The sequence below is a fragment of the Teredinibacter purpureus genome, assembly GCF_014217335.1.
Taxonomy (GTDB): domain Bacteria; phylum Pseudomonadota; class Gammaproteobacteria; order Pseudomonadales; family Cellvibrionaceae; genus Teredinibacter; species Teredinibacter purpureus.
This window is the reverse complement of sequence record NZ_CP060092.1, coordinates 381,323-407,842: the sequence shown is the minus strand read 5'-3', so window position 1 is coordinate 407,842 and position 26,520 is coordinate 381,323. Positions and strand designations below refer to the sequence as shown.

General features: G+C 48.4%; 16 protein-coding genes. 3 read left to right on the top strand and 13 right to left on the bottom strand.

Going from position 1 to position 26,520, the window contains the following annotated elements:
* The first annotated feature begins 156 nt into the window (after window positions 1-156).
* Complete coding sequence (locus tag H5647_RS01580; RefSeq protein ID WP_052691808.1) at window positions 157-1,560, top strand: MATE family efflux transporter; 1,404 nt, start codon at window positions 157-159, stop codon at window positions 1,558-1,560.
* Between the two features lie 52 nt (window positions 1,561-1,612).
* On the opposite strand, the gene H5647_RS01575 is transcribed toward H5647_RS01580, so the two are convergent.
* The 3 genes from H5647_RS01575 to H5647_RS01565 form a co-directional block, all read right to left on the bottom strand.
* Window positions 1,613-4,393, bottom strand: a complete 2,781-nt coding sequence (locus H5647_RS01575; RefSeq protein WP_052691807.1) for an nSTAND1 domain-containing NTPase — start codon at window positions 4,391-4,393, stop codon at window positions 1,613-1,615.
* Entirely contained in the window at window positions 4,390-5,925 is a 1,536-nt protein-coding gene (locus H5647_RS01570) for a toll/interleukin-1 receptor domain-containing protein (protein ID WP_045855774.1), read from the bottom strand. The genes H5647_RS01575 and H5647_RS01570 overlap by 4 nt, the downstream gene beginning before the upstream one ends.
* Before the next feature lie 164 nt (window positions 5,926-6,089).
* The gene (locus H5647_RS01565) at window positions 6,090-8,249 is read right to left on the bottom strand and encodes an MltF family protein (RefSeq protein ID WP_052691806.1); all 2,160 of its coding nucleotides are present in this window, start codon (window positions 8,247-8,249) and stop codon (window positions 6,090-6,092) included.
* 143 nt (window positions 8,250-8,392) lie between these two features.
* On the opposite strand from H5647_RS01565, the gene H5647_RS01560 reads away from it, so the two are divergent.
* Window positions 8,393-9,511, top strand: a complete 1,119-nt coding sequence (locus H5647_RS01560) for a polysaccharide deacetylase family protein (RefSeq protein WP_162926260.1) — start codon at window positions 8,393-8,395, stop codon at window positions 9,509-9,511.
* A 116-nt stretch (window positions 9,512-9,627) separates the two neighbouring features.
* On the opposite strand, the gene H5647_RS01555 is transcribed toward H5647_RS01560, so the two are convergent.
* A complete protein-coding gene (locus H5647_RS01555; RefSeq protein ID WP_045855768.1) occupies window positions 9,628-10,623 on the bottom strand; it encodes a hypothetical protein in 996 nt (331 codons plus the stop codon).
* A gap of 31 nt (window positions 10,624-10,654) precedes the next feature.
* Complete coding sequence (gene hemB / locus H5647_RS01550; RefSeq protein ID WP_045855767.1) at window positions 10,655-11,650, bottom strand: porphobilinogen synthase; 996 nt, start codon at window positions 11,648-11,650, stop codon at window positions 10,655-10,657.
* Window positions 11,651-12,184: 534 nt separating this feature from the next.
* Here hemB and H5647_RS01545 point away from each other — a divergent pair.
* Window positions 12,185-13,828 carry an alkaline phosphatase gene (locus tag H5647_RS01545; RefSeq protein WP_052692252.1) on the top strand — a complete coding sequence of 548 codons (1,644 nt, stop codon included), beginning with the start codon at window positions 12,185-12,187 and terminating at the stop codon, window positions 13,826-13,828.
* Between the two features lie 32 nt (window positions 13,829-13,860).
* On the opposite strand, the gene H5647_RS01540 is transcribed toward H5647_RS01545, so the two are convergent.
* The 8 genes from H5647_RS01540 to pcnB all read right to left on the bottom strand — a co-directional run bounded on the left by H5647_RS01540 (window position 13,861) and on the right by pcnB (window position 25,789).
* Window positions 13,861-16,290, bottom strand: a complete 2,430-nt coding sequence (locus H5647_RS01540) for a bifunctional diguanylate cyclase/phosphodiesterase (RefSeq protein ID WP_045855765.1) — start codon at window positions 16,288-16,290, stop codon at window positions 13,861-13,863.
* Window positions 16,280-16,855 carry a YfiR family protein gene (locus H5647_RS01535; protein WP_045855763.1) on the bottom strand — a complete coding sequence of 192 codons (576 nt, stop codon included), beginning with the start codon at window positions 16,853-16,855 and terminating at the stop codon, window positions 16,280-16,282. Before H5647_RS01535 ends, H5647_RS01540 begins: the two co-directional genes overlap by 11 nt.
* A gap of 623 nt (window positions 16,856-17,478) precedes the next feature.
* Window positions 17,479-19,398, bottom strand: a complete 1,920-nt coding sequence (gene dxs / locus H5647_RS01530) for a 1-deoxy-D-xylulose-5-phosphate synthase (protein WP_045855758.1) — start codon at window positions 19,396-19,398, stop codon at window positions 17,479-17,481.
* 114 nt (window positions 19,399-19,512) lie between these two features.
* Entirely contained in the window at window positions 19,513-22,143 is a 2,631-nt protein-coding gene (gene ppc / locus H5647_RS01525; protein WP_045855756.1) for a phosphoenolpyruvate carboxylase, read from the bottom strand.
* Window positions 22,144-22,322: 179 nt separating this feature from the next.
* Window positions 22,323-23,135 (bottom strand): 3-methyl-2-oxobutanoate hydroxymethyltransferase, encoded by an 813-nt coding sequence (panB, locus tag H5647_RS01520; RefSeq protein WP_121495405.1) that lies wholly within the window; start codon window positions 23,133-23,135, stop codon window positions 22,323-22,325.
* Window positions 23,136-23,206: 71 nt separating this feature from the next.
* Window positions 23,207-23,905 carry a deoxynucleoside kinase gene (locus tag H5647_RS01515; protein ID WP_236074736.1) on the bottom strand — a complete coding sequence of 233 codons (699 nt, stop codon included), beginning with the start codon at window positions 23,903-23,905 and terminating at the stop codon, window positions 23,207-23,209.
* 25 nt (window positions 23,906-23,930) lie between these two features.
* Complete coding sequence (gene folK, locus H5647_RS01510) at window positions 23,931-24,413, bottom strand: 2-amino-4-hydroxy-6-hydroxymethyldihydropteridine diphosphokinase (RefSeq protein ID WP_045855754.1); 483 nt, start codon at window positions 24,411-24,413, stop codon at window positions 23,931-23,933.
* Between the two features lie 8 nt (window positions 24,414-24,421).
* Window positions 24,422-25,789 (bottom strand): polynucleotide adenylyltransferase PcnB, encoded by a 1,368-nt coding sequence (gene pcnB, locus H5647_RS01505; protein WP_045855751.1) that lies wholly within the window; start codon window positions 25,787-25,789, stop codon window positions 24,422-24,424.
* Between the last annotated feature and the right edge of the window lie 731 nt (window positions 25,790-26,520).

Sequence of the window (26,520 nt, the reverse complement as noted above, 5' to 3'; positions counted from 1 at the left end):
AATGATAGTTTAGAACATGGGGTTGATAGGTTAAAACATAGCCAGCATGCAGGCCAGTCTTTATAGTGTGCGCCACTTTGGATGTGTAGGGTAGTCTTTAAGATAGCCCTGCACCGTAATTCCAACAATGTATTTTCAATTATTCCGGTAGATGTAATGCCCGTAGAGCTCTTCAAAAAAGCGAGCCGCTATTGTCAGCAATCGTTCGCGCCACTTCAGAATAAATTCCTTTGGGTGAGTGTGATGACGCTGGCTTTGCCCGTCGCTGCACAAATGATGCTGCAATCCTTCTTAGGCATGGCTGATGTACTGATGGTGGGTAGCCTTGGCCCAACAGCGTTGGCGGCTGTCGGGTTGGCGGCGAAGCTGCATTTTCTGTTATTGGTTTTGATGGCGGGCATTGGCGCGGGCTGTAGTATTTTGGTGGCGCAATATACCGGCGCGAAAGATTTTCTCGCCTGCCAGCGCACGGTAGCGTTAACGTTAATGGTCGGCGCGGTTGTGATGATTCCATTCACTGTAGCGTTTGGCTTTTTTAGTGAGTGGTGGGTACCGCTGATTAATCCCGATGCTGAGGTTGCCGCACTCACGGCGCGTTATTTGACGATTACCGCGCCTGTTTTGTTGTTAGCACAGCTTATTGTCGTTTTTGAGGCGGGCCTTCGTGCACTGGGGAATACAGGGGTACCCCTGGTAATGGGCGCCTTGGCGGCGGCATTGAATGTGGTGCTGAACTACGCCTTAATTTTTGGCCACTGGGGTTTTCCCGCGATGGGTGTAGAGGGCGCTGCGTGGGCCACATTATTTTCGAGAGTGTTGCAGTTGATAGCCACAATTACGTGGCTGTACCGTACGAAACACGCTTTTGCATTAATGCCTCGTCATTTTGCGGCGGCCTTCAATCGTTTTGAATTATCGCGATTTATTAATTTTTCTTTACCCGTGGTGGTTAATCACATTATTTGGGGGTTGGGTAACGCGGCCTACCACATACTCACGGGCTACGCAGGAACGGAAGCGCTAGCGGTGATGGGGGTTATTGTGCCCATTGAGAGTTTATTCTTTTCTTTGTTTGTGGGGTTATCGAATGCGTCGACGGTTCTGATTGGTAGGGCGCTTGGCGGCGATAAGAGTGATCAGGCGTGGTTACTGCACCGTTTCTTTGATCAGTTAACCATTGGTTTAGTGGTGTCCTTGAGTGGTATTTTGTGGCTGAGCCGTGCGTGGGTGGTGGGTATTTTCGATGAGCTTGATAGTGAAACCGCCGCGCTATTAATGGACACGCTAGCGATTTTTTGTATGCTTATTTGGGTGAAAGTGCTGAATATGGTGCGCATATTGGGCGTATTGCGGGCGGGGGGTGATAATCGTTTTTGCCTGATTACCGATGCCATTGTGATGTGGGGTGTGGGTATTCCTTTGTATACCTTTGCCGTATTTTTTGGTGGTGTTTCGTTTTTAACGATTTATGCGCTCATGTTTGTGGAGGATGCAGCGAAGTTTATACCGGTAAGAATTCGCATTGGCTTGCGTGTTTGGATGAATAATTTGGCTCGTTGACCCGCAAGTTTAGATACGGCCAATGAAAACTGTAAGGTTCATTCGTTAGCTTTTAGGTTGTTGGCTGGGCGGTAAAATGATCGCGTAGTACGGGTGTACTTAAAGGAATATTAAGGTCATTTTCATGGCTAAAGTAATGACGAGTTTGCGCCGTTAGCCAACTAAATTCCTCACTACAGGTATCGAGCACTTGAGTGTTAGCGACGCGATCACCCAATGATTGTTTTCGCCCTGTACTGACAAGTATTAGCCACGTTATGCTCCATCCGAGCATGATGATGAAAAACCCAATTATGGCCACCGTCAAGGGGTCGTCTGACTTAAGCACGCTGCAAATACCTCCTACAGTTAGTGCCAGCGTTGCAAATGCGATAATCATCGTATTTCTTAAAAAAGCCACTTTAGCCGTTAGAGGGTGTTGGCCTTTGAATACCGGGCATAGCCCGAAAACAATCTTGCCAAATGAGCGCCTATAACGCAGGTGCATTGCGTCGCGAAATGACAGGTAGGTAAGCCCTGTCAGCACACCCATAAACGCGCCGAACGCGGAAGGTATATCGTTTGCTAACCATGGGTAAAAAGGCGCCAATACACTCAAAAACATAAAGGCCGATATACCCACGATATACCCGAATATACCACCGATACCAATGTCGATTAGCGCGGCATAACAGCGCGCTAAAGTAGGGAAGCGCGCAGGTTTTTGTCGGTATATTTGAAACCATCGATATAAAGGCAAGAGTAGAAAAAGACCAAAGCCTTGTAGAAAAATGCCCCATCGATTCCAGTAATTCAGTATCTGTGTTTGTTGTTCGTTGTTGAAGAGGGAATCGACAAAGGTTTGTATAGACTGATGTTTGCGCCTCATGTGGGAGTGGGCAATTTCGATAATGGCTTCGTCAAAATTGTGGTTGCCACTGCTGGGAGCATTGGAGGATGTTAGCTTGCTATAGGCTTGTGCGCTGTCGACATCTTGATAAATGGTGAACAGTAGCTTTTCATTTTCATACAACGATATTTCATTGTTGTTTTTAAGTCTTTTACGTTGGGACAGTGCTACGGTGTAGTAGGACGATCCTGCGCGCTTGACTTGTAAAAAGTCTGAAGCCAGTTTGGACTTGAAATCGTCATCTCTATCGTTGGCATAGCTTGCAACATCGATCTTTCTGGCCCGTTTTGAATAATCTTGTTTTTCATTGAGCCGCTGTACCAAAGTGGCATAACTTTGCTGCAAGATTTTGTCGGCATTATGGCGTAATTGAATATCTTGCTGAATATCGTCGAAATTGTTCGCAAGCTTTAACGTACCCGCTAAAGTAATGGCGAGTATTATCATGCCTATAAACGAGAATAATTTACGCTTTGTTCGTCGGGAAGCTTCTGCGCGTTCTATTTGAATTTGGTTGGCCGTGTGGCTTTCATACAAGAAAGTCATCGCGGTATTAAAGCAGGAATTACTTTTATCGTATCGTCTTGCCCAGTTGGCGTTGGGTTGTTGTTGCTTAAACCATTCCTTTGCCGCTTTTAAGCGTCGTCCACTTAAAAGATCTTCTTTTTCTGGATAGAGCGCTGCGGTTTGATAAATACGCTTGTAGCTTGTCGCCGATTCGGCTTCTTCGTTTGTCCAATCTTTTAACGTTTTCCAATTGCGAATAAGGCTTTCATGGGAAATATCGATAATGGTGCTGGGCGTAAGTGCAACTTCCTTTGGCGGCATAATAAAAGACGTATTGGCTTCTCGAAAAACGTCAATCACGCTGATGACGTCTTCACCGCTGGCACAGGCGATGTGTGCAATTTCGTCAATGCACACTAAGCGTCGAACCAATTGGCCGCCTTCGCCTCGGTCGGTCAGACTTTTAAAGAGGCATGAGGCAATGCGTTTAGCTTCGTCGTTGCTGAGTGAATTATATTTTGACTTGGCGTGTAGCGACAGTGCCTTGGCCATGCCGCCGATGGCTTGATAATGGGTTATATCGAGTGAGTTTTGGCCACCTTTTTGTTGCCAGTATTCCCATGTGCGCATGAGCGCGTGTTGTAAAATGGGCAGGTAATCGGCGCTATCGTCGATATCGTTGAGCAAGTGATTGAGGAGCACGGCAGAGAGTGATGCACCCGCTAATTTTGTCGGGCCGAGAATCACTTCGCGTAATTGCTCTCGCGTTAGGCGAGGAACTAAATATTGGCCTTCGTTAATGACTTCGGGTAAACCTCTAAATCGTGCGCAATCGCCAATGTAATCGGTGCGCATGGTGAGCACAATATAGATTGGAACATCGTCTTGCGCGGCAGCTTCGAGTAATAATTTTACGAAGGCTGAGGCTTCGTTTGCCGCGCGATCGGATTCGTTCCCTTCATCAATATAACGAAATATTTCTTCAAATTGGTCAACGAGAATTAGTACGCGTTCACCCGGTTCCAGCTGTGCTTCGGTAACGGCTTCGATAAGGCCTAACGAGCTGCGCCTTAGAGTGGCTTCGGTAAAACTGAACTCCTCTTGTGGAAAACCTGAATCGGACAGTGCGCCGGGCGAGTCGAGGGCGGTGGCGAGCCGAACAATGGGATTGCCGCCGGGGCGAGTGTCTACAATGCGCCACTGGCTGCCGTGGCCGGACATAAACCCGCCGTGTAAGCCTGGCAATAGGCCTGCTTTGACCAGAGATGATTTGCCGCTTCCAGAAGAGCCAACAACGGCAAGAAAGCGTGTCATGCGCAGGCGTCTTAGTAAGGCTGTGCGTTGCGTATCGCGGCCGAAAAATAGGTGGGATTCGTTGCTGCCAAAAGGGCGAAGGCCAGGGTATGGGTTGAATAGAGGCGTTGGCGCGTCAGTCACTTAGGCGTTTCCGTTAACAATGAAAGGAAGGGTGAAAGTTGGGAAGCGGTAAATGCATTGCTGCCATCAATAACCAAGTTGTGGGTGCGGAGCGGGTGTTGCCGTGCGGCAGAGTTGGGCCCGAGAAAAATCGCCTTTGCTTTAAGTGGGCGATCTTGACGTTCGGTCTCTAGACGCTGGAAATCACTATTTTGGGTGTGTAGCCAAAAAATGCCGGCTGCATTGTGGTACAGAATGAGGGCGTCGCAGTTGCAGGCATTGCGTTTGTGTAGCTCTAAGAATTGTTCATCTGAAATGCCGCTGTCGAATAGGGGTTCGAGCACATCGTAACCGTCTTTAAAGAGTGCGGTTATGAGCGGTTGAGCGTAGTCGTAATCTTCTTGTGCGTAAGCGACATAAATAACGGTGCGGTTATCGTGATGTTTTGCCGTAGGTGTTATGTCGGGCTTACGGGCAAGTGTATCGTGGGCGCTGGTCATTAAGTCTTGCAATGATTGCCTTAATACGTCGGCATTTTTTTGTACGTCAGGGTCAAATTGCAATTGGTGAATAAACGCCTGCTGGGCCTCATCGGTAACCGTTTGATGCGAGGGTAGCCAAATAATTCGTTTTAACGTGAGGTGCTCTGATGCGAGGGTGTTTTGTCGTTCAACAATGTCTTGGCTTCCTCCCGCGACGCACGCGGAACGGTTAGCGCCAATCATATGTATGGCAAGGTCGGCTTGGTTGAGGGCGTTATTCACGTGTTCGTTGAAATGGTCGGGGTTACGAATGGGTAGCTCACCTTCCGGCAAAACACGGTGACCACGACTTTCGAGTTCGCGTCGCATGGCTTTGTAGTGATCGTCTAAGTCGTAGGAGGTTTCGGCGAGGTAGATTGTTTTAGCCGTAGTAGAGGCTGGCTCGTTGGCGGCGGGTTTTAGGGGGCTAGGTTCGTTGTTTACATTACGCCCTACGGCAGCACCCGGTTTGTGCTCACGCCATGTACGCAGTGTTTTAATAATATTGTGGGCTAAATCGTTAATTTCTTGCAGCGCTTGCGCGGTATGTTTGTCGCCCGGCATAAGGGTGTATTCGCGAGTAATCTCTTCATCTTCGTCGAAATAAAAGAAGGGGTAGCCGAGTTGCCCGCGCACCGGTGCTGGTTGCTGCTCGAGTTCTACAGGGGTTTTGATAACTTTAAATATTCGTGCTTTGTTATCGACGGTTAGGCCGCCATTTTGTGCCGCTATAGCGGAAAAGGTATTGAGCTCTTTTAGGCACGAGTCTGAATTGATATAGCTAGGGGATAATATTGAAACGAGTAAATCAACGTGGTTAATTTTGTCGACCAGAATATCGGACAATTCATCGTTGCCCTGTAGTTCTTTGTCGCGCCATATGTCGGGCATATCGTCTGGCTGTCTTGCTCCCAATATTTGCTTAATGCGTAATTTAAGCGTTTTGTGGAACTGCTCCACCCAGCCAGCCCCGATGGGGTTTTCGTTATCGGTATGCGCATAGCTTATAAAGATTTCGTTATTGGCTGGCAAAGTCTTTCCTTTTTCAATGATGTGTTCATTGTAAGTGTTGATTGCAACGGCTGATAACTAGGTTAATCACTAGGCTAAGTATAGAGTGCTAAGACAATTAACATTACAGTGATATTAACGCTGATTAAAGGCCTTTGAAGCGTATGCGCGCTATTGCCCTACTCTTAGAGTTTTAAGTACGCATAGTAGCGGTTGCGAATTTGCCGAACGTAATTGACGGGCTCTGTGCCGCGCACGTAACCGAACCGTGCTTTTGTATAAAACTGGCGTTTGGATAGCATGAGCATGGCGTGTTCTACGTGCCCAAACCAGCGATCGCCGTCAAGCCCCTGCTGTCGCGCTAACCGACGTGCATCGTTAACGTGGCCAAAGCCTGCGTTGTAAGCGGCTAGGGTGAACCAAAGCCGTTCTTCCAGTGGCAGGGTGGGTTCAAAGCGGTCGCGTGCCCAATCTAGGTAGCGTATACCGGCGTAAATACCGCTTTCGGGTGTAAAGGGTAATGGCACTTCCAATTCCTTTGCCGTACGCGGCATAACTTGAAATAAGCCTAGCGCACCCGCAAAGGACTCGGCTTGCGGGTTGAATTTACTTTCTTGGTACATTTGGGCAACTAGCAGGCGCCAATCAAAGTGGTATTGCTCTGCGAGCGGTTTGATGAGGTTGTCGAAAGGTGAAAGCTGTGAGGAATCGGTTAAGCGTTGTCCTTGGTATTTATCAATGCGCTTTTCATTGCGAAAGTATTTGTTATAGGTAACGTTAAAAAAAGTACCTCTGTAATGTAAATCTATATACCGATTGAGTGCCGTTAACAATTCGGGGTTATTGTCGCGAACGGCCCAGCCAAGCGAGCGCTCGGGCTCTAGCATTAAACCTGGCTGAAGGGTTTCGTTAAACTTATGTTCTATGGATACCAGATGGCTATCTGAGATGGTTGCATCAAGTTCGCCTAGCGCGACAGCGGTAATTAAATCGGTAGAGGTTTGAGTGAGGTCGGCGGCCTTTAGTGTAAATTTATACCCTTCATTTAATAGTGCGGAGGCGGTTGACCAGAAGGCATGGTCGGGGCGAATAGTGAGTGTTCGGCCGTTTAGTGCATCGAGTGAATCCAGTGGCGGCGCATTGGTATGGGTGATGAGCTGTTCGTGGATGAGATGATAGTGGCGGCTGTATGCAATGCCTTGTGCTTCCCGGGCGTCGGTAATGGTACTGCTCGCGGCAATAACGTCGCCTTGTCCATTTTTAAGCATGTCGATCATGCTTGTGCCAGGCGGTGCAACTTCAACTTCTAAACGTAAGCCTTGGCGTTCGGCAAATTTTTTCATTAATTGGTATTCGTAGCCCATTAGCTCACCGCGCCAGACAAAATAGGAGGCTGGGCTATTGCGGGTAATCATGCGTAGGGTTTTACGTGCTTTAATAGCGTTAAAGTCACCCGTAAACCGACTGTCTCTATTGTGCGTAATGCGTGCTTCGGTGAGGTACGTATTGAGCTTGGCTAACAATTGAGGGTTATTTTTGCGTACAGCCCATGCGATAGGGCGTGTGGGTGTAATGGTGAGGCCCACGCTAAAATCGTCGCGTAGTTGGCTAAGCGACTCGGCGACGTTGTTATCCATGACGGTTGCATCTATACGGCCGCTTTGGATGTCGTCTACATAGAATTCGGGGTCACCATTAGGGTGTTCACTAATGGTGAGATTTAGGTCGGGGTGTTGGGTTACGTAGTGAGATAAAGACGCAACGAAAGAGGAGCCAGCACCCACGGCAATATGTTTGTTGGCCAAGTGTGCGGGTTGAGAAAAGCGTTGCTCGGCTGGCCCAATAATTTGTTCGTGCGCACTGGAGATGGGAACGCTAAATGCAAGGCGTGTTTCGCGTGCCGGGGTTTGGGTGAGGTGCGCGACGATTAAATCACCTTCGCCTTTTTCGAGTTGTTCAATTAACTGTGTATGATTATCGCTGAGTATCCACCGCACGCTTAGGCCTTGTGATGCGGCAAAGCCTTCGGCCAGCTCTCTAAAGCCGTGTGAAGGTAAGCCTGCTCGAGGCAGCCCAGTATCTTCCCAGCGAGGCACTAATATTCGCAGGGTGTTGTGAGTTGCTATTGCCGTTAAATCGCCTTGTTCGATGTAGGATGAAGGCGTTTTCGCGGCGATCGCTATCGGTTGCACGGTAGGGGTTAATACGCCGTTATTGGCCGGGCGAGTAGGCTCTTTAGTGGAATCGCAAGCTGAAAGTGTGAGAAAACAACAGCAAGTGAAGCTAAAGCGTTTTAACCATGAAGTCTTTGTTAGCGTGCTATTCGCGCGTGTAGGGTTGAGCATAGTGTTGTTCTCTCCCGCCTTTCGTTGTAAAACGTTGGCAAGTCAGGGGTAAATCGACTAAGCCACAATAATACCCTGTTATGCCGTATGCAATACGGCGCAGATTGATTTAACTGAGAATGGTTCCAATGCGTTTGATAAGAATGAGAATGGTGAAGATGTTATCCAGAGTAATGGGTTTTAGTGGGTTGGTACGTATTGGTAGTTTGTTTTTTTTGAGTGTGCTCAGCGGTAGTGCTTTTAGTTTGGTGGTGTTGCAGTATCACCATGTATCGACGGAAACGCCCTCATCAACCAGTATTTCACCGGCGCTTTTTGCCGAGCATTTACAGTTTTTGGAGAATGAAAAGTTTTCTGTTATCTCTATCGAAACACTACCGGCATTGCTGGATGAGGCGCGAAAGACCGGTGCACATTTGCCCGATAAGACCGCGATCATAACCTTTGATGATGGCTACGGTTCTATTTATGAGCATGCATGGCCATTGTTAAAAAAGCGGGGGTGGCCCGCCGCTGTCTTCGTGAATAGTCAGCCGCACGACGTGAAAAACCCACGGTATATGAGTTGGGCGCAATTACGTGAAATGAGTAAAGGGGGTGTGACTATTGCGAATCATAGTGATAGCCACCCGCATTTTTTACGCCGTCGAGAAGGTGAATCGTTGAGTGGCTGGCAACAACGACGTGAAGCAGAAATTGCTTTTGCACAAAAACGTATTCAAAAGGAAATAGGGCGTGCGGTAAAAATGTATGCGCATACCTACGGCGAGTACGATGAGGCCTTGCTGAAGCACCTTTCAGATAAAGGCTATTTGGCCTTCGGTCAGCAATCAGGGCCACTGAGCCTAGAGTCTCACCCTCAATTATTGCCTCGGTTTCCGTTTGGCGGCGTATACGGTGGCGACGATCTAGCAGCAAAGTTATACAGTTTGCCGTTTCCAAAATTAACCGCGATGGTACAGGATTCACAAGGCCGTTTACTGGTGAACCCCGAGTTACCTCTGGGAGAGCATCAGCCTGTCTTAACGTTGTCTTCGCCCATTTTACGCTTTTCTAAGCAAGCGCAGTGCTTTGCCTCGGGGCAAGGCGCGATGGCGGTTCAGCTTAAAGGGAGCAGCTTAGTGGCTCGACCGGCAGGGCCGCTGCCCGTGGGGCGCAGCCGTTATAACTGTACGGTGCACGCTGGTGGCGGGCGTTTTTATTGGTATTCTCATGTCTTTATTCGGCGCTTAAATAGCGGCGCCTGGTACCAAGAGTATTAGTGTTTTTTGCTTTTAGTAAGGGTAGGGCGGTGAAGGAAGCGCGGTGAGAGGCGTGTTGTGAAAACCGTGCAGTGAATACAGTAAAGTGAAAATTGTGCAGTGCCTTCGGGCATTGATCATGGCGTAAACCACAATTCTGGTGTGTCATAAATAGAATGTTGATGTAGGTAGGGGTTATCCAGTTTAAATAATATTCGATTGCGTAAGGCGTTCCGTAGGTGGTCGATATTATGGTGTTCTTTAAACAGAGTATCTAGCTCGCCGTTTTTGTGAAGTATCCATAAACCTGTCTCTAAGCGGTCGTGAAGCACTGTGTTATTTTTATTCACGTAGAAGAACGTAGGCGAGGGAATATGAAGCGCTATACCGGGTGCTATCGCAAGAGAGGGTAGTTGTGCTTTACGCGCATTGTATTCAATATGAATTTCATTGAGTGCGCGAGGAAAATAATCGAAACGACCGTGGTTTAGCATATGAAAGAGTCCTTCATAATCGTTGCCTAGCACAAGGTTGAAGTTGGCGGCCTTCATGACGGAGGCGGTCATCCAATCAGACATTAATCCCCCGCGTAATAATTTTAATTCCTCTAATGAACGCAGTGCTGAAAACTGTGCAATATTCTTTTTATGTATCAGTAATAGCCGGTAGTTTTGTAGGCCGCGTCTCAGTGGAAAGGTGATTGCTTTTAGTTCTTTTTCCCACTCTATACTGGCGGCGTTATCGATTAGAGTGATGCCGTTGCCTTTGATGAGTTCTGTGTGTTGCCGTTCCCGAGACATACTGGAGGCCATTTCAATTTTGTATGGGCCGTAGCTGTTTACTGTAGCCTCTAGAATTCTGTGTAGCAGTGCAATGGTAAAGTCGTTGCGCTTGTCGGTATTGGAGGTGGGCGATGGAAAGCGAACAAGGGTTACGTTAGAGGCTTCCGGCAAGGGGGCGTCATGTATGCTTGGTGGTACCGTGTTTGGCGCGGGAACGTTGGAGGCTGGAGTTGGGGGGGTGGAATAATGATGCCAGACAACAATAGCCATCGCGATGACGGCTACTAATATGATGATTCGAGCCACTCGTGTTGCGGTGGCAATGATGGCGTTAAGGGTGTGTTGCAGCAAAGAATGAAAGCCTTTAGTGAATCGACGGGTTCTATTGGGCCTTAATGTGCTCGGCGGCGTGTTTAGCAAAATAGGTGAGAATGCCATCGGCGCCGGCGCGCTTAATACAGGTTAGCGATTCCATTATGACGGACTCGGCTAAGACGCCGGCTTGAATCGCTAGCATGTGCATGCTGTATTCACCGCTTACTTGGTAAGCAAATGTTGGTACGCCAAATTCTTGTTTTACACGTCGAACAATATCCAAGTAGGGCATGCCTGGTTTCACCATCACCATATCGGCCCCTTCGCTTAAGTCTAGAGCAATTTCGTGCAGAGCCTCGTCACTATTTGCGGGGTCCATCTGATAATTAAATTTATTACTTTTGCCTAAGTTTGTTGCAGAGCCCACAGCATCGCGGAACGGGCCGTAGTAACCGGAGGCATACTTAGCTGAATAGGCCATGATGGCAGTATTGATAAACCCTTGTTCATCGAGGGCTGTGCGGATGGCGCCTACGCGCCCATCCATCATGTCGGAGGGGGCAATAATGTCGGCGCCGGCTTGCGCGCAGACTTGTGCCTGCCGTTGCAGGGCGACAACGGTTTCGTCGTTGAGCACATAGCCGTCGGCGTTAATAATGCCGTCTTGGCCGTGCGTGGTATAGGGGTCGAGTGCGCCATCGCAAATTATGCCCATTTCGGGGTAAACGGCTTTTAGATGACGAACTGTTTTTGCGACAAGACCATTTTCATCGAAAGCGGCCTCACCATTTTCGGTTTTCAGGTGGACGTCGATATTGGGGAAAAGTGCGATTGCCGGTATGCCCAGTTCAAGTAAGTGTTCTACCTCACGTTCCAGCTCTTCAATGGATAACCGGTATTGTCCTGGCATAGAGTCAATGGCTTGCCGTTGGTTTTGGCCATCTAAAACAAATACGGGATAGATGAGGTCATTAACGCTGAGCTCGTTTTCACGTACCAAGCGGCGTGAAAAATCAGAAAATCGGTTTCGACGTAGGCGAGTGTGGGGGAATTGTCGTGACATTGACGGCTCTCGTTCAGATTTAGATGGTGCCAGACTATAGTAAAAGTGCCTCTTGGGAGCAAGCGCAGCGGTGTAGCGGGCGCAGTATAAGCTTATGCGTCAAATAGTGGCGTTATCGGGTTTCCATACGTATTCATTCTTATGTGATGCGCGCTGGCAAGGCTATAATTTAGTCAGAAAGGTCGCACTGAGTTAGGATTATTTCCGCCAATAGCGACAACCGCTGAGGTTATCAGCTCTAAAGCGCAGCTCACAGCTACGTGATTTTGCTACATCACTCACAGGGTCTAGCAAGCAGAAGCCCTCGTCTTGAAGAAGACGGGGGCTTTTTGTTTTTGGTGTAGTTGATTTACTATGGGGGCTTCTGGGGAGCGTGTAGCTGCGCCTATCGTCACAGGTTTGTTTTTCTGTTGGCGTACGATCGCGTGAATATTATCGCTCCTTCTACTGGTGTTTCTTTACGGGCTTTCTATTATGGTTTGTCGTTTGAATTTCAGGTTTTTAATACGTACTTCCGTTTTAACGTCAATGTTTATGTATACCCCTGTTGGTTTTGGTGGTGGGCTAAAGCAATATTCGAACGATGCACAACAATGGTACTCGGCAGCTGCACAAAAAATTGAACAAAAGGCGAGTAACCATAACGCTTTAGGTAAAGGTAAAGCGCGCAATATTATTTTATTTGTTGGCGACGGAATGGGGGTCAGTACTATTACGGCTGCGCGTATTTTTGCAGGCCAACAAAAAGGATTGAGTGGCGAAGAATATGAATTGTCATTTGATCGTTTTGCGTATTCTGGGTTGGCGCGCACCTATACCACCAATGCTCAAACGCCAGATTCGGCTGGTACTATGACGGCCCTTGTGACGGGAGTTAAAACCAAATCTGGTCTGCTGAGTGTGAGTGATGCTGCGTTACGTCAAAATTGCCAATCGCAAACGGGGAACACGTTACTTAGTGCGGTTGCTCTGGCTGAACTGGCTGGCAAAGCAACGGGTATTATTTCTACGGCACGTCTAACGCACGCCACACCGGCAGCGACTTATGCACATTCGGTAGAGCGCGATTGGGAAAATGATAGTGATATGCCCGCAGCGGCAATTCGTGCGGGTTGTGAAGATATCGCAAGCCAAATGATGAATTTTGCACCGCGCTTAAGAGAGCATGTCGCGAAGCAGTTCCCCTCTCGTTCTTTTTCTGCTGCGCAATTAGCGCACGTGAACGGTATTGATATTATTCTCGGCGGAGGCTTTCGAAGTTTTTTACCGAAAAACAATCAAAGCCTTATTCACAATATAAAAGCGAAAGGTAAGCGCAGCGATGGCCGAAACCTGATGGCAGAATGGCAGCGTAGTCATCCCGATGGAATTCTTTTACATGATCGCTCTGCGCTTGCGACTATAGGAAACCAAAACGCTACGGCAATATTGGGGCTTTTTAGCCCGTCGCATATGGCGTACGAGGCACAGCGCAGAGAAGGCGTTACTCAAAAAACAGTCGTAGGCACTCAGCCTTCGTTAGCGGAAATGACGCGTACGGCGATTGAGTTTTTAGACCATCAAGAAGAAGGCTTTTTCTTGATGGTAGAGGCGGGCCGCATTGATCATGCTCACCATGCGGGCAACGCGTTTAATGCTTTGTCTGATACGGTGGCATTGTCGGAGGCGGTGGCAGCTGCGGTGGCACACACCAACGCACAGGAAACGTTGATTATTGTCACAGCGGATCATAGTCATGTGTTCACAATGGCGGGTTATCCTCAGCGCGGCAACCCAATATTGGGCAAGGTGAAAGGTTTGGATAATGCGGGTAAACCGAGCGATGAATATTCGCTAGACGAGCTGGGTATGCCTTACACCACCTTGGGTTATATGAATGGCCGTGGGTTGTCGTTACAGCTAGGAGACACCAATGCCGATAGTGGTTATCAACAGGCTATTAGCCCAGGTCGCCGCGATTTACGTGAGATAGACACGGAAAATGTAGGTTTTCATCAAGAGGCGCTAATTGGCATGGAGGCGGAAACGCATGGTGGCGAAGATGTGGCGATTTATGCACAAGGGCCGGGCGCTTATTTATTGTCGGGTAGTCATGAGCAAAATGTTGTTTTTCATGCGATGAATTATGCGGGCTCACTGACGGAACTTGCCGAAAAAGCCTTATCTAAAAAACCTTAGGATCTATTTATTGGGTAGATTAAAGCGAGAGGTTAGGCACTGGAATCGTTGGTGAAGCTAAGTATATTGTCTAAGGCGAGTATTTCGGCCATGGGCAAAGGTTTTGAAAAATAATAGCCTTGTAGGTGGTCGCAATTCTGGTCTTTGAGCATTTGCCATTGCTCGCGGGTTTCAACGCCTTCGGCCACTACGGTTAACCCCATGTTGTGGGCCATTGCAATAATGGTGCAGGCAATTTCAATATCGTTTTTGTCTTCTGGAATATCTTTAATGAAGGACCTATCAATTTTTAACGTATTGATAGGGAATTGTTTTAAATATGACAGTGACGAATAGCCTGTGCCGAAATCATCGATGGACAATTTACAACCGAGATTCCGGATAGATCGCATAATCCCAATGGCTTCACTAACGTCATCCATGACCATTGATTCGGTTAATTCGAACTCTACCATCGTGGGGTCTATTTCGTATTGGATAAAGCTGTTACGAATAAATGTGAGCAGCTGCGATGAGAAGAATTGGCGCGCAGAAAGGTTAACCGCAATACTGTGCATGCCGAGTGATTGCAGTTTGTCTTTATTGTCTCGAATAAAAATACAGACCTTCTCAAGAACAATACGCCCTAAATCATAAATTAAACCTGATTCTTCCGCGAGAGGGACAAAAATATCGGGGCGCATATAGCCGTCTTCTTCGTCAAACCATCGCGCTAGTGCTTCACCTTTATACATCTCCCGTGTTTGTGCATCGTAAATGGGTTGAATAAAAACGTCTAGCTTATCGTTTTCGAGTGCCTGACGTAATTTTTGTTCAAGGCGCATTTTATCTTTAATGCGTTTGTCTAGATCGCTGGAATAGTAAGAGACCGTATTGCCGCCTTGGGCTTTCGCGTTGTATAAGGCGATATCGGCGTAGCGAATAAGCTCTTCGTAAGCGATGGCGTCGTTGGGGAATACAGCAACACCTATTGAGCCGCCAACCTCAACGAGCTGATTATTAAGTTCAATTTTTTCATTAAGTGCCGCTAAAATAAGCTGCGTTTTGTGCTCGAGCTGCGAACTACTTTCAACATTTTTAATAAGCACCATAAACTCGTCTCCGCCCATTCTGGAGACAACATCAATACTGGCGGCGGCGGCTTTTAACCGAGAGCCAATTTTCGTTAGTAATCTATCGCCTGCGTCATGGCCAAACGTATCGTTAATTTTTTTGAAATCATCGAGGTCGGTCATTAATACGGCTAGTTTTTTATCGTATTTTTTGGCGGATGCGATGGTGAGTTCCAAATGACCACGGAAGAAACGCCTGTTGGGTAAATCGGTTAGTGGGTCGTAGAAGGCTAACTTTTCTAATTCCATTTGTGCTGTTTTTAATTCGGTAACATCAAGTAACGAACCCACGAATCCCCTAAAGCCTTGGCTGTCTGACAGCGGGGCGATATGTTCCATTAATATTCTGCGGCTGCCGAGTGGGGTTGTATAGCTGTATTCAATAACTTGTGGTGAGTGTTGGCTGCGGGCGCGTTCTTGTACGCTCTCGTAAAGGCTGCTGTCTTTGGTGTCTATGTTGTTACAAAACGCATCGGCTTGGTTTTTACTGAGGCCAGTAATATCGGCCCAGCGCTCATTAGTGTAATCAAGATCTAGCGCGTGATTTTTGAGGAATATGCCGATAGGGGCGTGTTCGGCGAGCACTCGAAACCGGGACTCGGATGCGGTGAGTGCGGCATTGTCGCTTTCGAGGTTATCCAAAATATTATTAAACACTTCTACGAGATCGCTAATCTCATCGTTACTGTGCTTGCCCGCTCGGATATTGGCGTATGGGCTAGCGGCAATTTCTTGTGATGTTTTGAATAATTTTGTTAAGGGGCCTAGCGATGATGTAACGAGACGGCCGCCAATAAAGTAGGCGACAAACAGTGCGATGGCGAGGGTAAAAGCCAGCGTAAGCGCGAACCGCAAGAAAGCTTGATTGGCGCCTTTGTTGTTGGAATAAATTTCGATAGTACCGTAATGTTCGTCGGAATGCAGGATGGGGATGCGAACGCGGATGAGATTTCCATCGTCGATAACATTGAGTGTTTTGATATACGTTTGTGTCAGGTCGCAGCGGTTCGCGGTAGGGTGATTAGTGTAATGATGGTACAGATCACCTTGGCGGTCGAACACACAAATAAGGTTAATATCGCTATGAAAGCTGGCTGATTCTAGGTTTTCTTGGATAGCTTCTTTATCGGCAAACTCGGCAAAAAACATTGCCGTTGACGAACGGTTTGCAATAATTTGCCCAATGACACTCAAATCACCTATCAGGTTTTTCTTCGCATCTTTATTGCCCACCCATGATAATACGGTTGCTACGAGTAGTATGGCGACAATGAGCGTATAACCCGTGCTGCGCATTAAACGCCGTTTTATAGTGGATCGTTTTTGTTGTGGGGACGCTTTAGCGCTCATGGTGCCCCTCAATATTAATTGCTAGCTCCATTAGTGATACTTTGAAGCGAATATTTTTACGTTTTGCCTCGGCTAAGTTGAGATTAAAGCCGATATGATCGCCATGGCGAATAATTTCGACAGCAGCCTCTTTTGCCGTATTACCGCAATTATCACAGATGGTGAGTAGGGGTTCGTGGGCGCGTGTTGTTGACGGTGTCGTGCCCGCTCCCATAATTTGCACATGGCACGCGGTATCGTCTTTGTCGTACTTATTGGTAATAAAGCGTCCACCGGAGAGATTTGCTGAGATTCTGCCACTGGCAATAAGTTGTTGCAGTTTGCTGGAAGATTGGCTACTGCCAGCAGAACACAAATTTATTTGTTTGCCTGTTTTTTCTGGCCAGCTAACTTGGTGAATAATCTTAAGGATGATGAGTGCGCGAAGGGTGGCTTCTTCTCGGCGCGTGTCTTGGGCATTGGCCCACGGTGCAGATGGGAGTGTTAATATCAGACAACAGAACCCTATTATCAAGCGTGGGAGCTTGAAGGCGATAACGCTTGATGAACAACCCTTGTTCTTCATTCGCAATTTCTATCCGCGCAACCTTTTGAATGGTGATGGTTGCGTTCTGATTTTTATCCGGTAAGCACAAATATGCATCTGTTTGTGCCGTGTTGTCGAACTTTCCTCATGTGCTCCTTTTCCATACGCGCGCTGCCGCAACTAATATTTTTTCTCAGTACACGCGCTTCCCTCTTTCGGCCTGTTAAATGGTCAAAAAAAGTGGGGTTTTTGGAAGGGGGTTGAGGGTTGTCCATAGGTTCCCTTGGTACAGTATAACGCTAACCGATGTTTCTACCACTTTAGTGCGGCCGGAATTCGCCATTATTGATCAGATAACGGTGAGGATTGGGTGGCCGTTTTGCCCGCTTTGATTGTTTTGATGACGTTTCGTGGGGTAAGGCGCGATAAGTCTTACCCTTGAGCGTGATGATGACCGTTGGAAATAAAATGGAAGTGGAAAAAAATAAAGTGGTGGGGCGAAAATGTGAGTGGCAACACAAGGGGGAGTACGATCCCTTAAGTGGGCAACCAAAGCCTTATGGCCTTGGCTGGGTTGTATTGGCGTGTTTATTATTACTTGCGCAAATTTGCTTACCGTACTGTTTGAATTAATGTCAAAAAAGCCTGATGTATTACTGGGGCTACAGGCCTTTGTTGGGCGCGCCATTGGCTATTAATCGCTGGAGCCAGAGACTAATAGCCGCGTCGATTCCTGCGCTATCTAAGCCTGCCATTGCTAATAATTGTTCGCGCTTGCCGTGATCATAATAGGTATCGGGCAGGCCGAGAGGTAAAACAGGTTTGTTTAAGCCCAATGTTGCGAGCAGTTCCATAACCGCTGCACCGGCGCCGCCGGCAATGGCGTTTTCTTCAATTGTGACGAAATAATCGTGTTCTGCGGCTAGGCGTATTAGCAAAGTGCCGTCGAGAGGTTTTGCCCATCGCATGTCGCAAATAGAAAAGTTGTATTGTTCTGCGACGTCTATGGCTTGGGGTAAGAGAACGCCAAAATTTAGAATACAGAGCCGTTTCCCCTTACGTAGCTCGCGGCCTTTACCCACGGTTAAGGGCGGGCTATTCAGGTCAATGGGTGCGCCGGGGCCGGTGCCACGAGGGTAACGTATAGCAGCAGGGCCGGAGTGTTGATAGGCGGCTTCGAGTAGCTGGTAGCATTCATTTTCGTCACTGGGCGTGGCGAGTATCATATTGGGGATGCAGCGTAGAAACGATGTGTCGAAACTACCGGCATGGGTGGGCCCATCTTCTCCAACCAAGCCTGCTCGGTCTATGGCAAACAAGACATCGAGGTTTTGAAGCGCAACATCGTGCACCAATTGGTCGTAGGCGCGCTGTAAAAAGGTAGAGTAGATTGCCACAACAGGTTTTAGGTTTTCGCAGGCGAAACCGGCGGCTAATGTAACGGCGTGTTGTTCTGCAATGGCGACATCGTGAAACTGGTCGGGGAAACGGTCGGCAAATGTAACCATTCCGGAGCCGTCACACATCGCAGGCGTGATAGCAACAAGAGTGGGGTCTTTTTCGGCGGTATTGCATAGCCATTGGCCAAATACATCTTGGTATTTAACTTTTTGGGTGGCAGCCGGTTGTGTTGGCATTGCCTTGGGCTTTTTCGGCTCGATTTTATTCAGTGCGTGATAGCCTACAGGGTCGCGTTCGGCGGGAGCATAACCTTTGCCTTTGCGCGTAATTATATGCAGTAGTTTGGGGCCTTTGATGGCCAGCATATTGCGAATGTCGTGGGTTAAACGGTGCACGTCATGACCATCGATTGGGCCGACATAATAAAACCCAAGCTCTTCAAACAAGGTACCTGGCGACACCATGCCTTTCATGTGTTCTTCTGTTTTGCGCGCCAATTCCCACGCCTGCGGGATATTTGTAAGTACACGCTTACTACCTTCTCGCAAAGCGGTATAGGTCTTGCTGGCCCAAATTTTTGAAAAATAGTTGGCAAGGCCGCCTACGTTTTTGGAGATGGACATGTTGTTGTCATTCAGAATCACCAACATGTCACTGCCTGTATGGGCGGCGTGGTTGAGCGCTTCAAAGGCCATCCCGGCGGTCATGGCGCCATCGCCAATGACTGCAACTGATTTTCGTTGGGTATCGGTTACTTCACTTCCGAGAGCCATTCCCAGTGCCGCGCTTATGGAGGTGCTTGAGTGGCCCACGCCGAAGGTATCGTATTCGCTTTCTGCGCGTTTTGGGAAGCCTGAAAGGCCGTCAAGTTGACGTATGCTATCCAGCTCTTCTCGTCTTCCCGTTAGAATTTTGTGGGGATAGGTTTGGTGCCCTACGTCCCATACTAGCCGGTCTTCGGGGGTATTCATCACGTAATGAAGCGCAATAGTTAATTCAACAACGCCCAAACCAGCGCCAAAATGGCCACCTGTGCGACCCACGCTATATAAGAGGAACGCGCGTAGCTCTTCGGCGAGCGATGGCAGTTGTTTTTCGTCCAGCTTGCGCAAGTCGGCGGGGGTGTTAACTTCGTCGAGCAGTGGCGTCGCGGGTCGTTCTGTGGGAATTTCGTCAAACATCTATTTTTTACTGCGGCCGCACGTGGCACTGAATTTACAGGAGAAAGGCACCAACGACTGTGTGCCAGTCGTTGGTGCAGAGCACGCCATTGTATGGCCTGTGTGGTGGCTTTACTAGCCTGTGTTGCGCATACCGGCGGCGATTCCCGTCATAGTGACTTTAAGTGCTTGTTCCAATTCTGGGCTGATCTCACCAGCTCTACGTTCTCGCTTCAGTAATTCTGCTTGTAGATAGTTCAAGGGGTCGAGGTAAGGCTTACGAATATTGATGGATTGCTGCAACAGCGGAGTCGTATCGAGCAGGTTAGATTGCTGCTTCATTTGATTGATCAATTGGGCAGTTGCTTCCAAATCACCGCGTAATTGTCTGCCGAGGCTTTGTAGATCAGGGTCTACAAGTTGTTCTTCGTAGTGCGCGCAAATGGTGGTGTCGGCCTTGCCGAGCACCATTTCGAGGAGATCAATAAAGCTCGAAAAGAACGGCCAGTTCTGGTGCATTTCATCTAACAATTCGGGTGAGTGCTCTTGTGCGTATTCGAGTGCCTGGCGAGTGCCCAGCCAGCCGGGCAAGTTTAAGCGTACTTGTGTCCAAGCGAATACCCATGGGATGGCACGTAAGCTTTCCACTCCGCCGCTAGCTTTGCGTTTTGCGGGGCGAGACCCCAGCGCTAACTTGTTCAGTTCTTGTTCTGGCGTGAGGCTTCTGAAATAAGGTACGAATTTTTCGTGGCCGCGTACGATGCCTCTATAGGCCTTTAAGCTAGCCTCTGCCATGCCTTCAAGCAACTCGCGCCACTCCGGTGTGGGCGCTGCTGCAGGCGTAACTGTGGCTTTTAGGGTGGCCAATACGTAGTTACTGAGGCTGGCAAATGCGACGCGTGGCATGCCGAATTTGTAGCGAATCATTTCACCTTGTTCGGTAACTCGAATACGGCCGTTAACGGACCCTGGGGGTTGGGAGGCCATGGCTTTTTCGACTGGGCCACCACCACGGCCAACAGTACCACCGCGGCCGTGGAACAAATTTAGGAGTACGCCGTGTTGGTCGGCAAGGTTCACGAGCTGTTCTTGTGCTTTGTATTGCGCCCAGGTTGCGGCAAATTTTCCGGCGTCTTTGGCTGAGTCGGAATAGCCGATCATGACGGTTTGTTGACCATCGATATATTGTTGGTACCAATGCATCTGCCAGAGGCTATTCATGACGCCCGGTGCACGATCGAGGTCGTCGAGTGTTTCAAATAGGGGGTCGATGGGCATTTTCCAGCTTACACCGCATTCTTTGAGTATAAGTGCGACCGCTAATACATCGGATGGCTGCTGAGCCATAGAGATAACGTAGTGCGCCAGTGTTTCTTCTGGTTGAGCAGCAATAACATGGGCGGTAGCAATGACTTCGGCAGAGTCTGCGGTTACTGGCCAGTTTTGGGGCAAGAGGGGGCGTTTGCTGTTGAGCTGCTGAAGTAAAAACTGTTGGCGTTTCGGTTCGTCCCACTCTCGGTAACTGCCGAGTTCAAGGTAGAGGGTAAGTTCATCAAGTAGCTCGACATGACGGTCGCCATCTTGACGAATATCCAGGGGCACTAAGTTAATGCCGAAGGCGTGAATGCGGCGAATTAAATCGATGACGGGGCCGTCGGCAATGTGCAAGAGGCCTTTTTCGACGAGGGAGCGGTAACAAATAAGGAGAGGCTGAAGCAGTTCATCGCGAGTACGAATGATATTTTCGGGCTCTGGAGCATAAGGGTTTCGAATGCGTTCTTCAGACCACTCAAGTGTGGATTGTAAGCGACTACGCAAATGATGGAGCAGGTCGCGGTAGGGGGTGTTACTTCTGAAACCAAGGGCTGTGAAAACTTCTTCGGTGGCAGAATGCATGCTTAGGTCGCCCGCTAACCCGTTGACGTCCTGCAAGTAAAGGTCGGCGGCTTTCCAGCGGCCGAGTAGTATGACTTCTTCGGTTACTTTGCTGGTTACGTTGGGGTTGCCATCTCGGTCGCCGCCCATCCATGAGTAAAATTGGAAGGGTGCGATATCTCGTGGCAGCGGTTGGCCGAGTCGTTTGCGGCTGAGGCTATCAAGGTGCCGTATGAAATCGGGTACTGCGTGCCATAGGCTATTTTCGATTACGGCAAATCCCCACTTGGCTTCATCTACAGCGGTTGGGCGTGCAGTGCGAATTTCGTTTGTATGCCAAATTTCTTCAATAACGCGGTATAGGTGGTCTTTTACGCGAACAGCTTCGTGGTGGAGCAAGTCGGTTCGCTTGAGGTCATTGAGTGAGTCGGCAATTTGCTCGTATTTACGAATGAGCGTACGACGGGTTACTTCGGTTGGGTGAGCCGTTAGCACCAAGTCAATTTTCAGGCTGCTGACGAGAGTGAAGAGGGCGTCTTTACCTTGTACTTCACTGAGATTCTCGAGGGCTTCATCAAGAGCGTGTGCGTTGATAGCTTCAGGGCCATAGAAATAATGTTGGTCGGCAATATTGGCTAGATTAAGAAACTGGTTAAATGCTCGCACTATGGGGAGTATATCGGCGTCTTCTAGTTGGCTGAGGGCTTCAACGAGGGGGGCGAATTCTTGTTCGTCTGCGGTGCCAGTTGTGTGCGCCAGTTTTTTAGAAAGTGCGCGAATTTCTTCTACCTTACGAAATAATTTTGGGCTCTCGTGTTCGAGTAGGTTTTCGCCTAGCAGTTCGCCTAGTAGGCGGACGTTATCGCGCAATGTTTCGGGGAGTTGTTGCATAGCGTTTCAATAACCTTGTAAATGTTATGGAATAATAATTGTGAGGTTTTATTACTTCTTCGGTGCGACGCAGAGGGAGCGCAGTGATAGTTGAGGCGCGCCATTGTATGGAAATTGCAAAATTGATTCCATTCCCTCTAGGGTTCAGTGCGTCGGTAGCGTCTTGGAATGCATTGAGCTTAATCGAAGGTGTGCTGAACTTCGGGAAATCGTCTCTCACGCACGTCTTCAACAAATTGCTGGAGTGCCGAAGGGATGTCGGCGGCATCCACCAAAAAGTTTTTGGAAAACCTTGGGGGTGTTTCTGTTAAACCGAGAATATCGTTGATGACCAATACTTGCGCGTCAGTGTCTTGGCCTGCACCAATGCCGACCGTAGGAATAGAGATGTTTTTTGTGATCTTGGCGGCAAGTTCAGACGGAACGCATTCGAGTACCAATAAGTCGGCACCGGCGTCGGCCAGAACGCGTGCGTCTCGCGCCATTTTCTTTGCTTGCTCTTGTTCACGGCCTTGGACGCGAAAGCCGCCGAATTTATTCACCGATTGGGGGGTTAGGCCTAAGTGGGCACATACGGGAATCCCGCGTTCGCTAAGCATATTGACCGTTTCTGCCAACCAGCTGCCGCCTTCTAGTTTTACCATGTTGGCGCCTGCTTGCATGATGCGGGCTGCGTTTGTCATCGCTTGTTCGGGTGTAGCGTAGGTCATAAATGGCAGGTCGCCAATAATCAGTGATTTGGAATTTCCACGGGCAACGGCTTCAACGTGGTAGATCATTTGTTCCATTGTTACGGGTATGGTGCTGTCGTAGCCGAGCACGGTCATACCTAAACTGTCGCCTACGAGTACTACTTGTACGCCGCAGCGTTGGGCCATTGCTGCCATGGGGGCATCATATAGCGCGACGGTAACGAATTTCTCGCCTTTTAATTTCAGGGTTTTTAAGGTTCGAACCGAGACGTTTTTGTTCAGTTGTGCCGTATAAGCCATGGTCATATTTCCTATTGGGCCCATCAAAGACGCTATGTTACTTCAGAGTGTTACTGCCCGTAACGGTTTTTTTACTTGAGTATAGTGGGTTGCGGGTTGTAGTAATGGCGGCCGCGGGTGATATCGAGCATATAGTTGACGAGTTCTCGATAATCACTTGGGTTGTTGACCCAATCAATTTCGGCGGCATTTACGATTAGCAGTGGTGCTGCGTCGTAGTAGTGAAAGAAATGTGTGTAGGCTTCGTTCAGTTGCAGTAGGTAGCGGTGGTCGATTGTTTGCTCTGCGCGAATACCGCGATTGTGAATGCGTTCGAGCAGCACGTCTGTAGGTGCTTGCAAATAAACAACCAAGTCAGGCTGGGGCGCATCAATGGTGAGGTGGTCATACACTTGCTTGTATAGATGTAGCTCGTCTTCGTTGAGGGTGACCTCCGCGAAAAGCTGATCTTTTTCTATCAGAAAGTCGGCTACTCGTACGGGTTGAAACATATCGCTTTGGCGCACTTCGTTTAGTTGTTGCATGCGCTGGAATAAGAAAAATAGTTGGGTTGGAAGCGCAGCATTTTTCTCGTTGGCATAAAAGCGTTCTAAAAAAGGGTTGTCTTCAGCACGCTCCAATAGAGTGTCGTAGTTAAAGGTACGGGCGAGATTTTTCGTGAGCGTGGTTTTGCCCACGCCAATGGGGCCCTCTACGGCAATGTACTGGGGGATGTTTTTACCGGTTAGGTCCAGTTGCAAGAATTGGTCATCGCGACTGTTGTTGTCCAAAGTGTTCTCCTGACGCGTTACGTACTCAATTGTCGTGGGATAGCAGCGTTAGTCCGTCATGTCCTATAGCGGCCAATAATGACGTAATTGTGAGCCCATTGGGTAGCGTTAGTTGCGGTGCAATATCGAGAAGGGGTTGTAGTACGAAGTTTCGTTCGGTCATCCACGGGTGTGGCACCGTTAGCCTGTCGGTGTTAATAACACTATTACCGTATAACAAAATATCTAAATCGAGTGTACGGGGGCCCCAATGAACCCCGCGTTTACGCTGTTGTTGTCTTTCGATGGATTGTAATGCATCGAGTAACGCTTCAGGGCTTAACGTACAGTCTAGCGCCGCAACCCCATTTATATAATCGGGTTGCGGCGGGCCTACTGCTCGGCTTTTGTACCACGGTGAGCAGCGTGTAAGTGTGATATTGGGGTGCTTTTGCAGTGTTTCGCAGGCCTGTGTGACCTGCTGTAAGGGTGACGCCAAATTGCTGCCTAGGCTAATGAAAACGTGCATTACGGGCGTTATTCAGCGGCAGGTTTTGGCTTGGGTTTACGACGAGGTTGACGGCGCCCAGTAGGGCGAGGGCTGCCAAGCGCTTCAATCATTTCGGCCTTACCCGTATCGTCTACATTTTGAAAGTTAGTCCACCATTCGCCTAGGCCGCTGAGATCTTCTCCTGCTTGCTCTCTAAGCAATACAAAATCATAGGCTGCACGAAAGCGCGGGTGCTCAAAGAGTACATAGGCGCGTTTGCCTTGGCGTCGAGGTAAGCGCAGTTGTAGCGTCCAAATTTCTCGCATAGGGATGAGAAAGCGCTTGGGTATCGCCGTGTAGGACAGTTGCTGAGTAATAATGCCCTGCGCAGCTTGTTGCATCGCTTCTTGAGCTGAAAGTTTTTGCTCGTTGATTAAATGACGCATGCTGGCGCGTAATGCTGGCCAAAGAAAGGCGGCGTAAATAAATGCTGGCGTTACTTTTTTATCTTGCCTAATACGCTTATCTGTATTGGTTGTGGCGCAGCTAATAATGTGTGCATCGACGTCGCGGCCATTCTCCATGCAGTAGTCGGTACTGGGAAATAAATATTGTAAGCAGTGATATTCCCGAAGTAAGGAGAGTGTAGCGGTGGCTGAGCCAGCCATAAACAGCTTTAACACTTCTTCGAATAAGCGCGCCGACGGTATATGGCTGAGGTAATCGGCATGTTCACGGATGGGGGCTTCGGTTTTTGCTTCGATTGAAAACCCTAACTTGGCCGCGAAGCGGATTGCGCGTAAGAGTCGTACGGGGTCTTCTTTGTAGCGTGCCTCGGGCTCACCGATAATACGAAGTGTGCGAGCATTGAGGTCTTCAAGGCCAGAGCTGAATTCGAGTAGTTCGCCGTTTTCGGGGTTGTAATAGAGGGCGTTGATTGTGAAGTCGCGTCTTTCTGCGTCGGTTCGTAAGTTACCGTAGACGTTGTCGCGCAGTAGCATACCGTTTTCGGATTGTTGAGCTTCTTGGCCCTCACCCACCTCTTCGTGGCTATCACGAAAAGTGGTCACTTCGATGATTTCTCGACCGAAACGAACATGCACGATACGAAAGCGGCGGCCAATTATTCTAGAGTTGCGAAAGACCGCCCGAGTTTGCTCGGGCGTGGCGCTGGAGGCTACATCAAAGTCTTTAGGTTTTGCGCCGAGGAGTAGGTCTCGTACGCCTCCCCCCACAAGGTATGCTTCATAGCCCGCTTCGTGCAGCTGTCGTATAACTTTGATTGCCGCATTGCTAATGAATTTGTTTTGGATGCCATGAGCTTTTGCTTCGATGACTTTGGCGCCCATAGGGCCATCAGTGTTATCGAATAATTTTTGGGATAAGTTTTTGAGCTGCCGCAGCTTATTTAGCATGGTGATGAGATTGTGGTTAGATAATAGGGTGATGACGCTTAATTGTGACGCAGTCTAACACAAGTGTACGGTGGACATTATGGCTATTAAGGGGGTGCTAGGAGCCTGATTTGAGTGAGGGCTATAACCCAAAACGGGAAAGCCTTGGCTTTCCCGTTTAATCTGGATGTGATTTTTTATAATTTTTTATCAACTGGACACGTCCCTGTCCGTTACATTTGCTATTCAGCAACACCTCTCCAAAGGCACACAAGTCAGTATATACGCTTTGTTTTCTTATTATTTCTTGTTGTTATTATTGTTTTTTACGTTTGTTTTTATTATTTATTGTTGTTATTCGCTATGTAGTCTTTTCTTATTATTCTTTATTGTTGTTATTGTGACGCTAACTAGAGCATATGTCGTGCCAACAATACAAAACCCTTATGTATCAATGAGTTAAGGGTTTCGGGTATCGCTTTTATGATGTTTAGCTATTTCGATTCGTTACTTTCTGTCTCGAGGTTGTTACGAACACTATGAAAGGGGTAACACCTGCGGTATAGGTAACAAAACTGTATATTTCGGTTACTTCCACAAGTGATTTTAGGTGACAGGGTTTTTTCTAGGTTTTGGGTGTTTTATAACCAATAGTGGGGGTGGCGCGAATATCGGCTTAATGCTCGGGGCCCGAGCATTGTCTCTAGTATCATCGAGTAACACCTATAGCAGGCAGGGAAGTGTGCTGAGAC

Coding starts and splice junctions, on each gene's coding strand:
- H5647_RS01580 (WP_052691808.1), top strand. CDS start 157: ATGCCCGTAGAGCTCTTCAAAAAAGCGAGCCGCTATTGTCAGCAATCG.
- H5647_RS01565 (WP_052691806.1), bottom strand. CDS start 8,249: ATGCTCAACCCTACACGCGCGAATAGCACGCTAACAAAGACTTCATGG.
- H5647_RS01560 (WP_162926260.1), top strand. CDS start 8,393: ATGAGAATGGTGAAGATGTTATCCAGAGTAATGGGTTTTAGTGGGTTG.
- hemB (WP_045855767.1), bottom strand. CDS start 11,650: ATGTCACGACAATTCCCCCACACTCGCCTACGTCGAAACCGATTTTCT.
- H5647_RS01545 (WP_052692252.1), top strand. CDS start 12,185: ATGTATACCCCTGTTGGTTTTGGTGGTGGGCTAAAGCAATATTCGAAC.
- H5647_RS01540 (WP_045855765.1), bottom strand. CDS start 16,290: ATGAGCGCTAAAGCGTCCCCACAACAAAAACGATCCACTATAAAACGG.
- H5647_RS01535 (WP_045855763.1), bottom strand. CDS start 16,855: ATGAAGAACAAGGGTTGTTCATCAAGCGTTATCGCCTTCAAGCTCCCA.
- dxs (WP_045855758.1), bottom strand. CDS start 19,398: ATGTTTGACGAAATTCCCACAGAACGACCCGCGACGCCACTGCTCGAC.
- ppc (WP_045855756.1), bottom strand. CDS start 22,143: ATGCAACAACTCCCCGAAACATTGCGCGATAACGTCCGCCTACTAGGC.
- panB (WP_121495405.1), bottom strand. CDS start 23,135: ATGGCTTATACGGCACAACTGAACAAAAACGTCTCGGTTCGAACCTTA.
- folK (WP_045855754.1), bottom strand. CDS start 24,413: ATGCACGTTTTCATTAGCCTAGGCAGCAATTTGGCGTCACCCTTACAG.
- pcnB (WP_045855751.1), bottom strand. CDS start 25,789: ATGCTAAATAAGCTGCGGCAGCTCAAAAACTTATCCCAAAAATTATTC.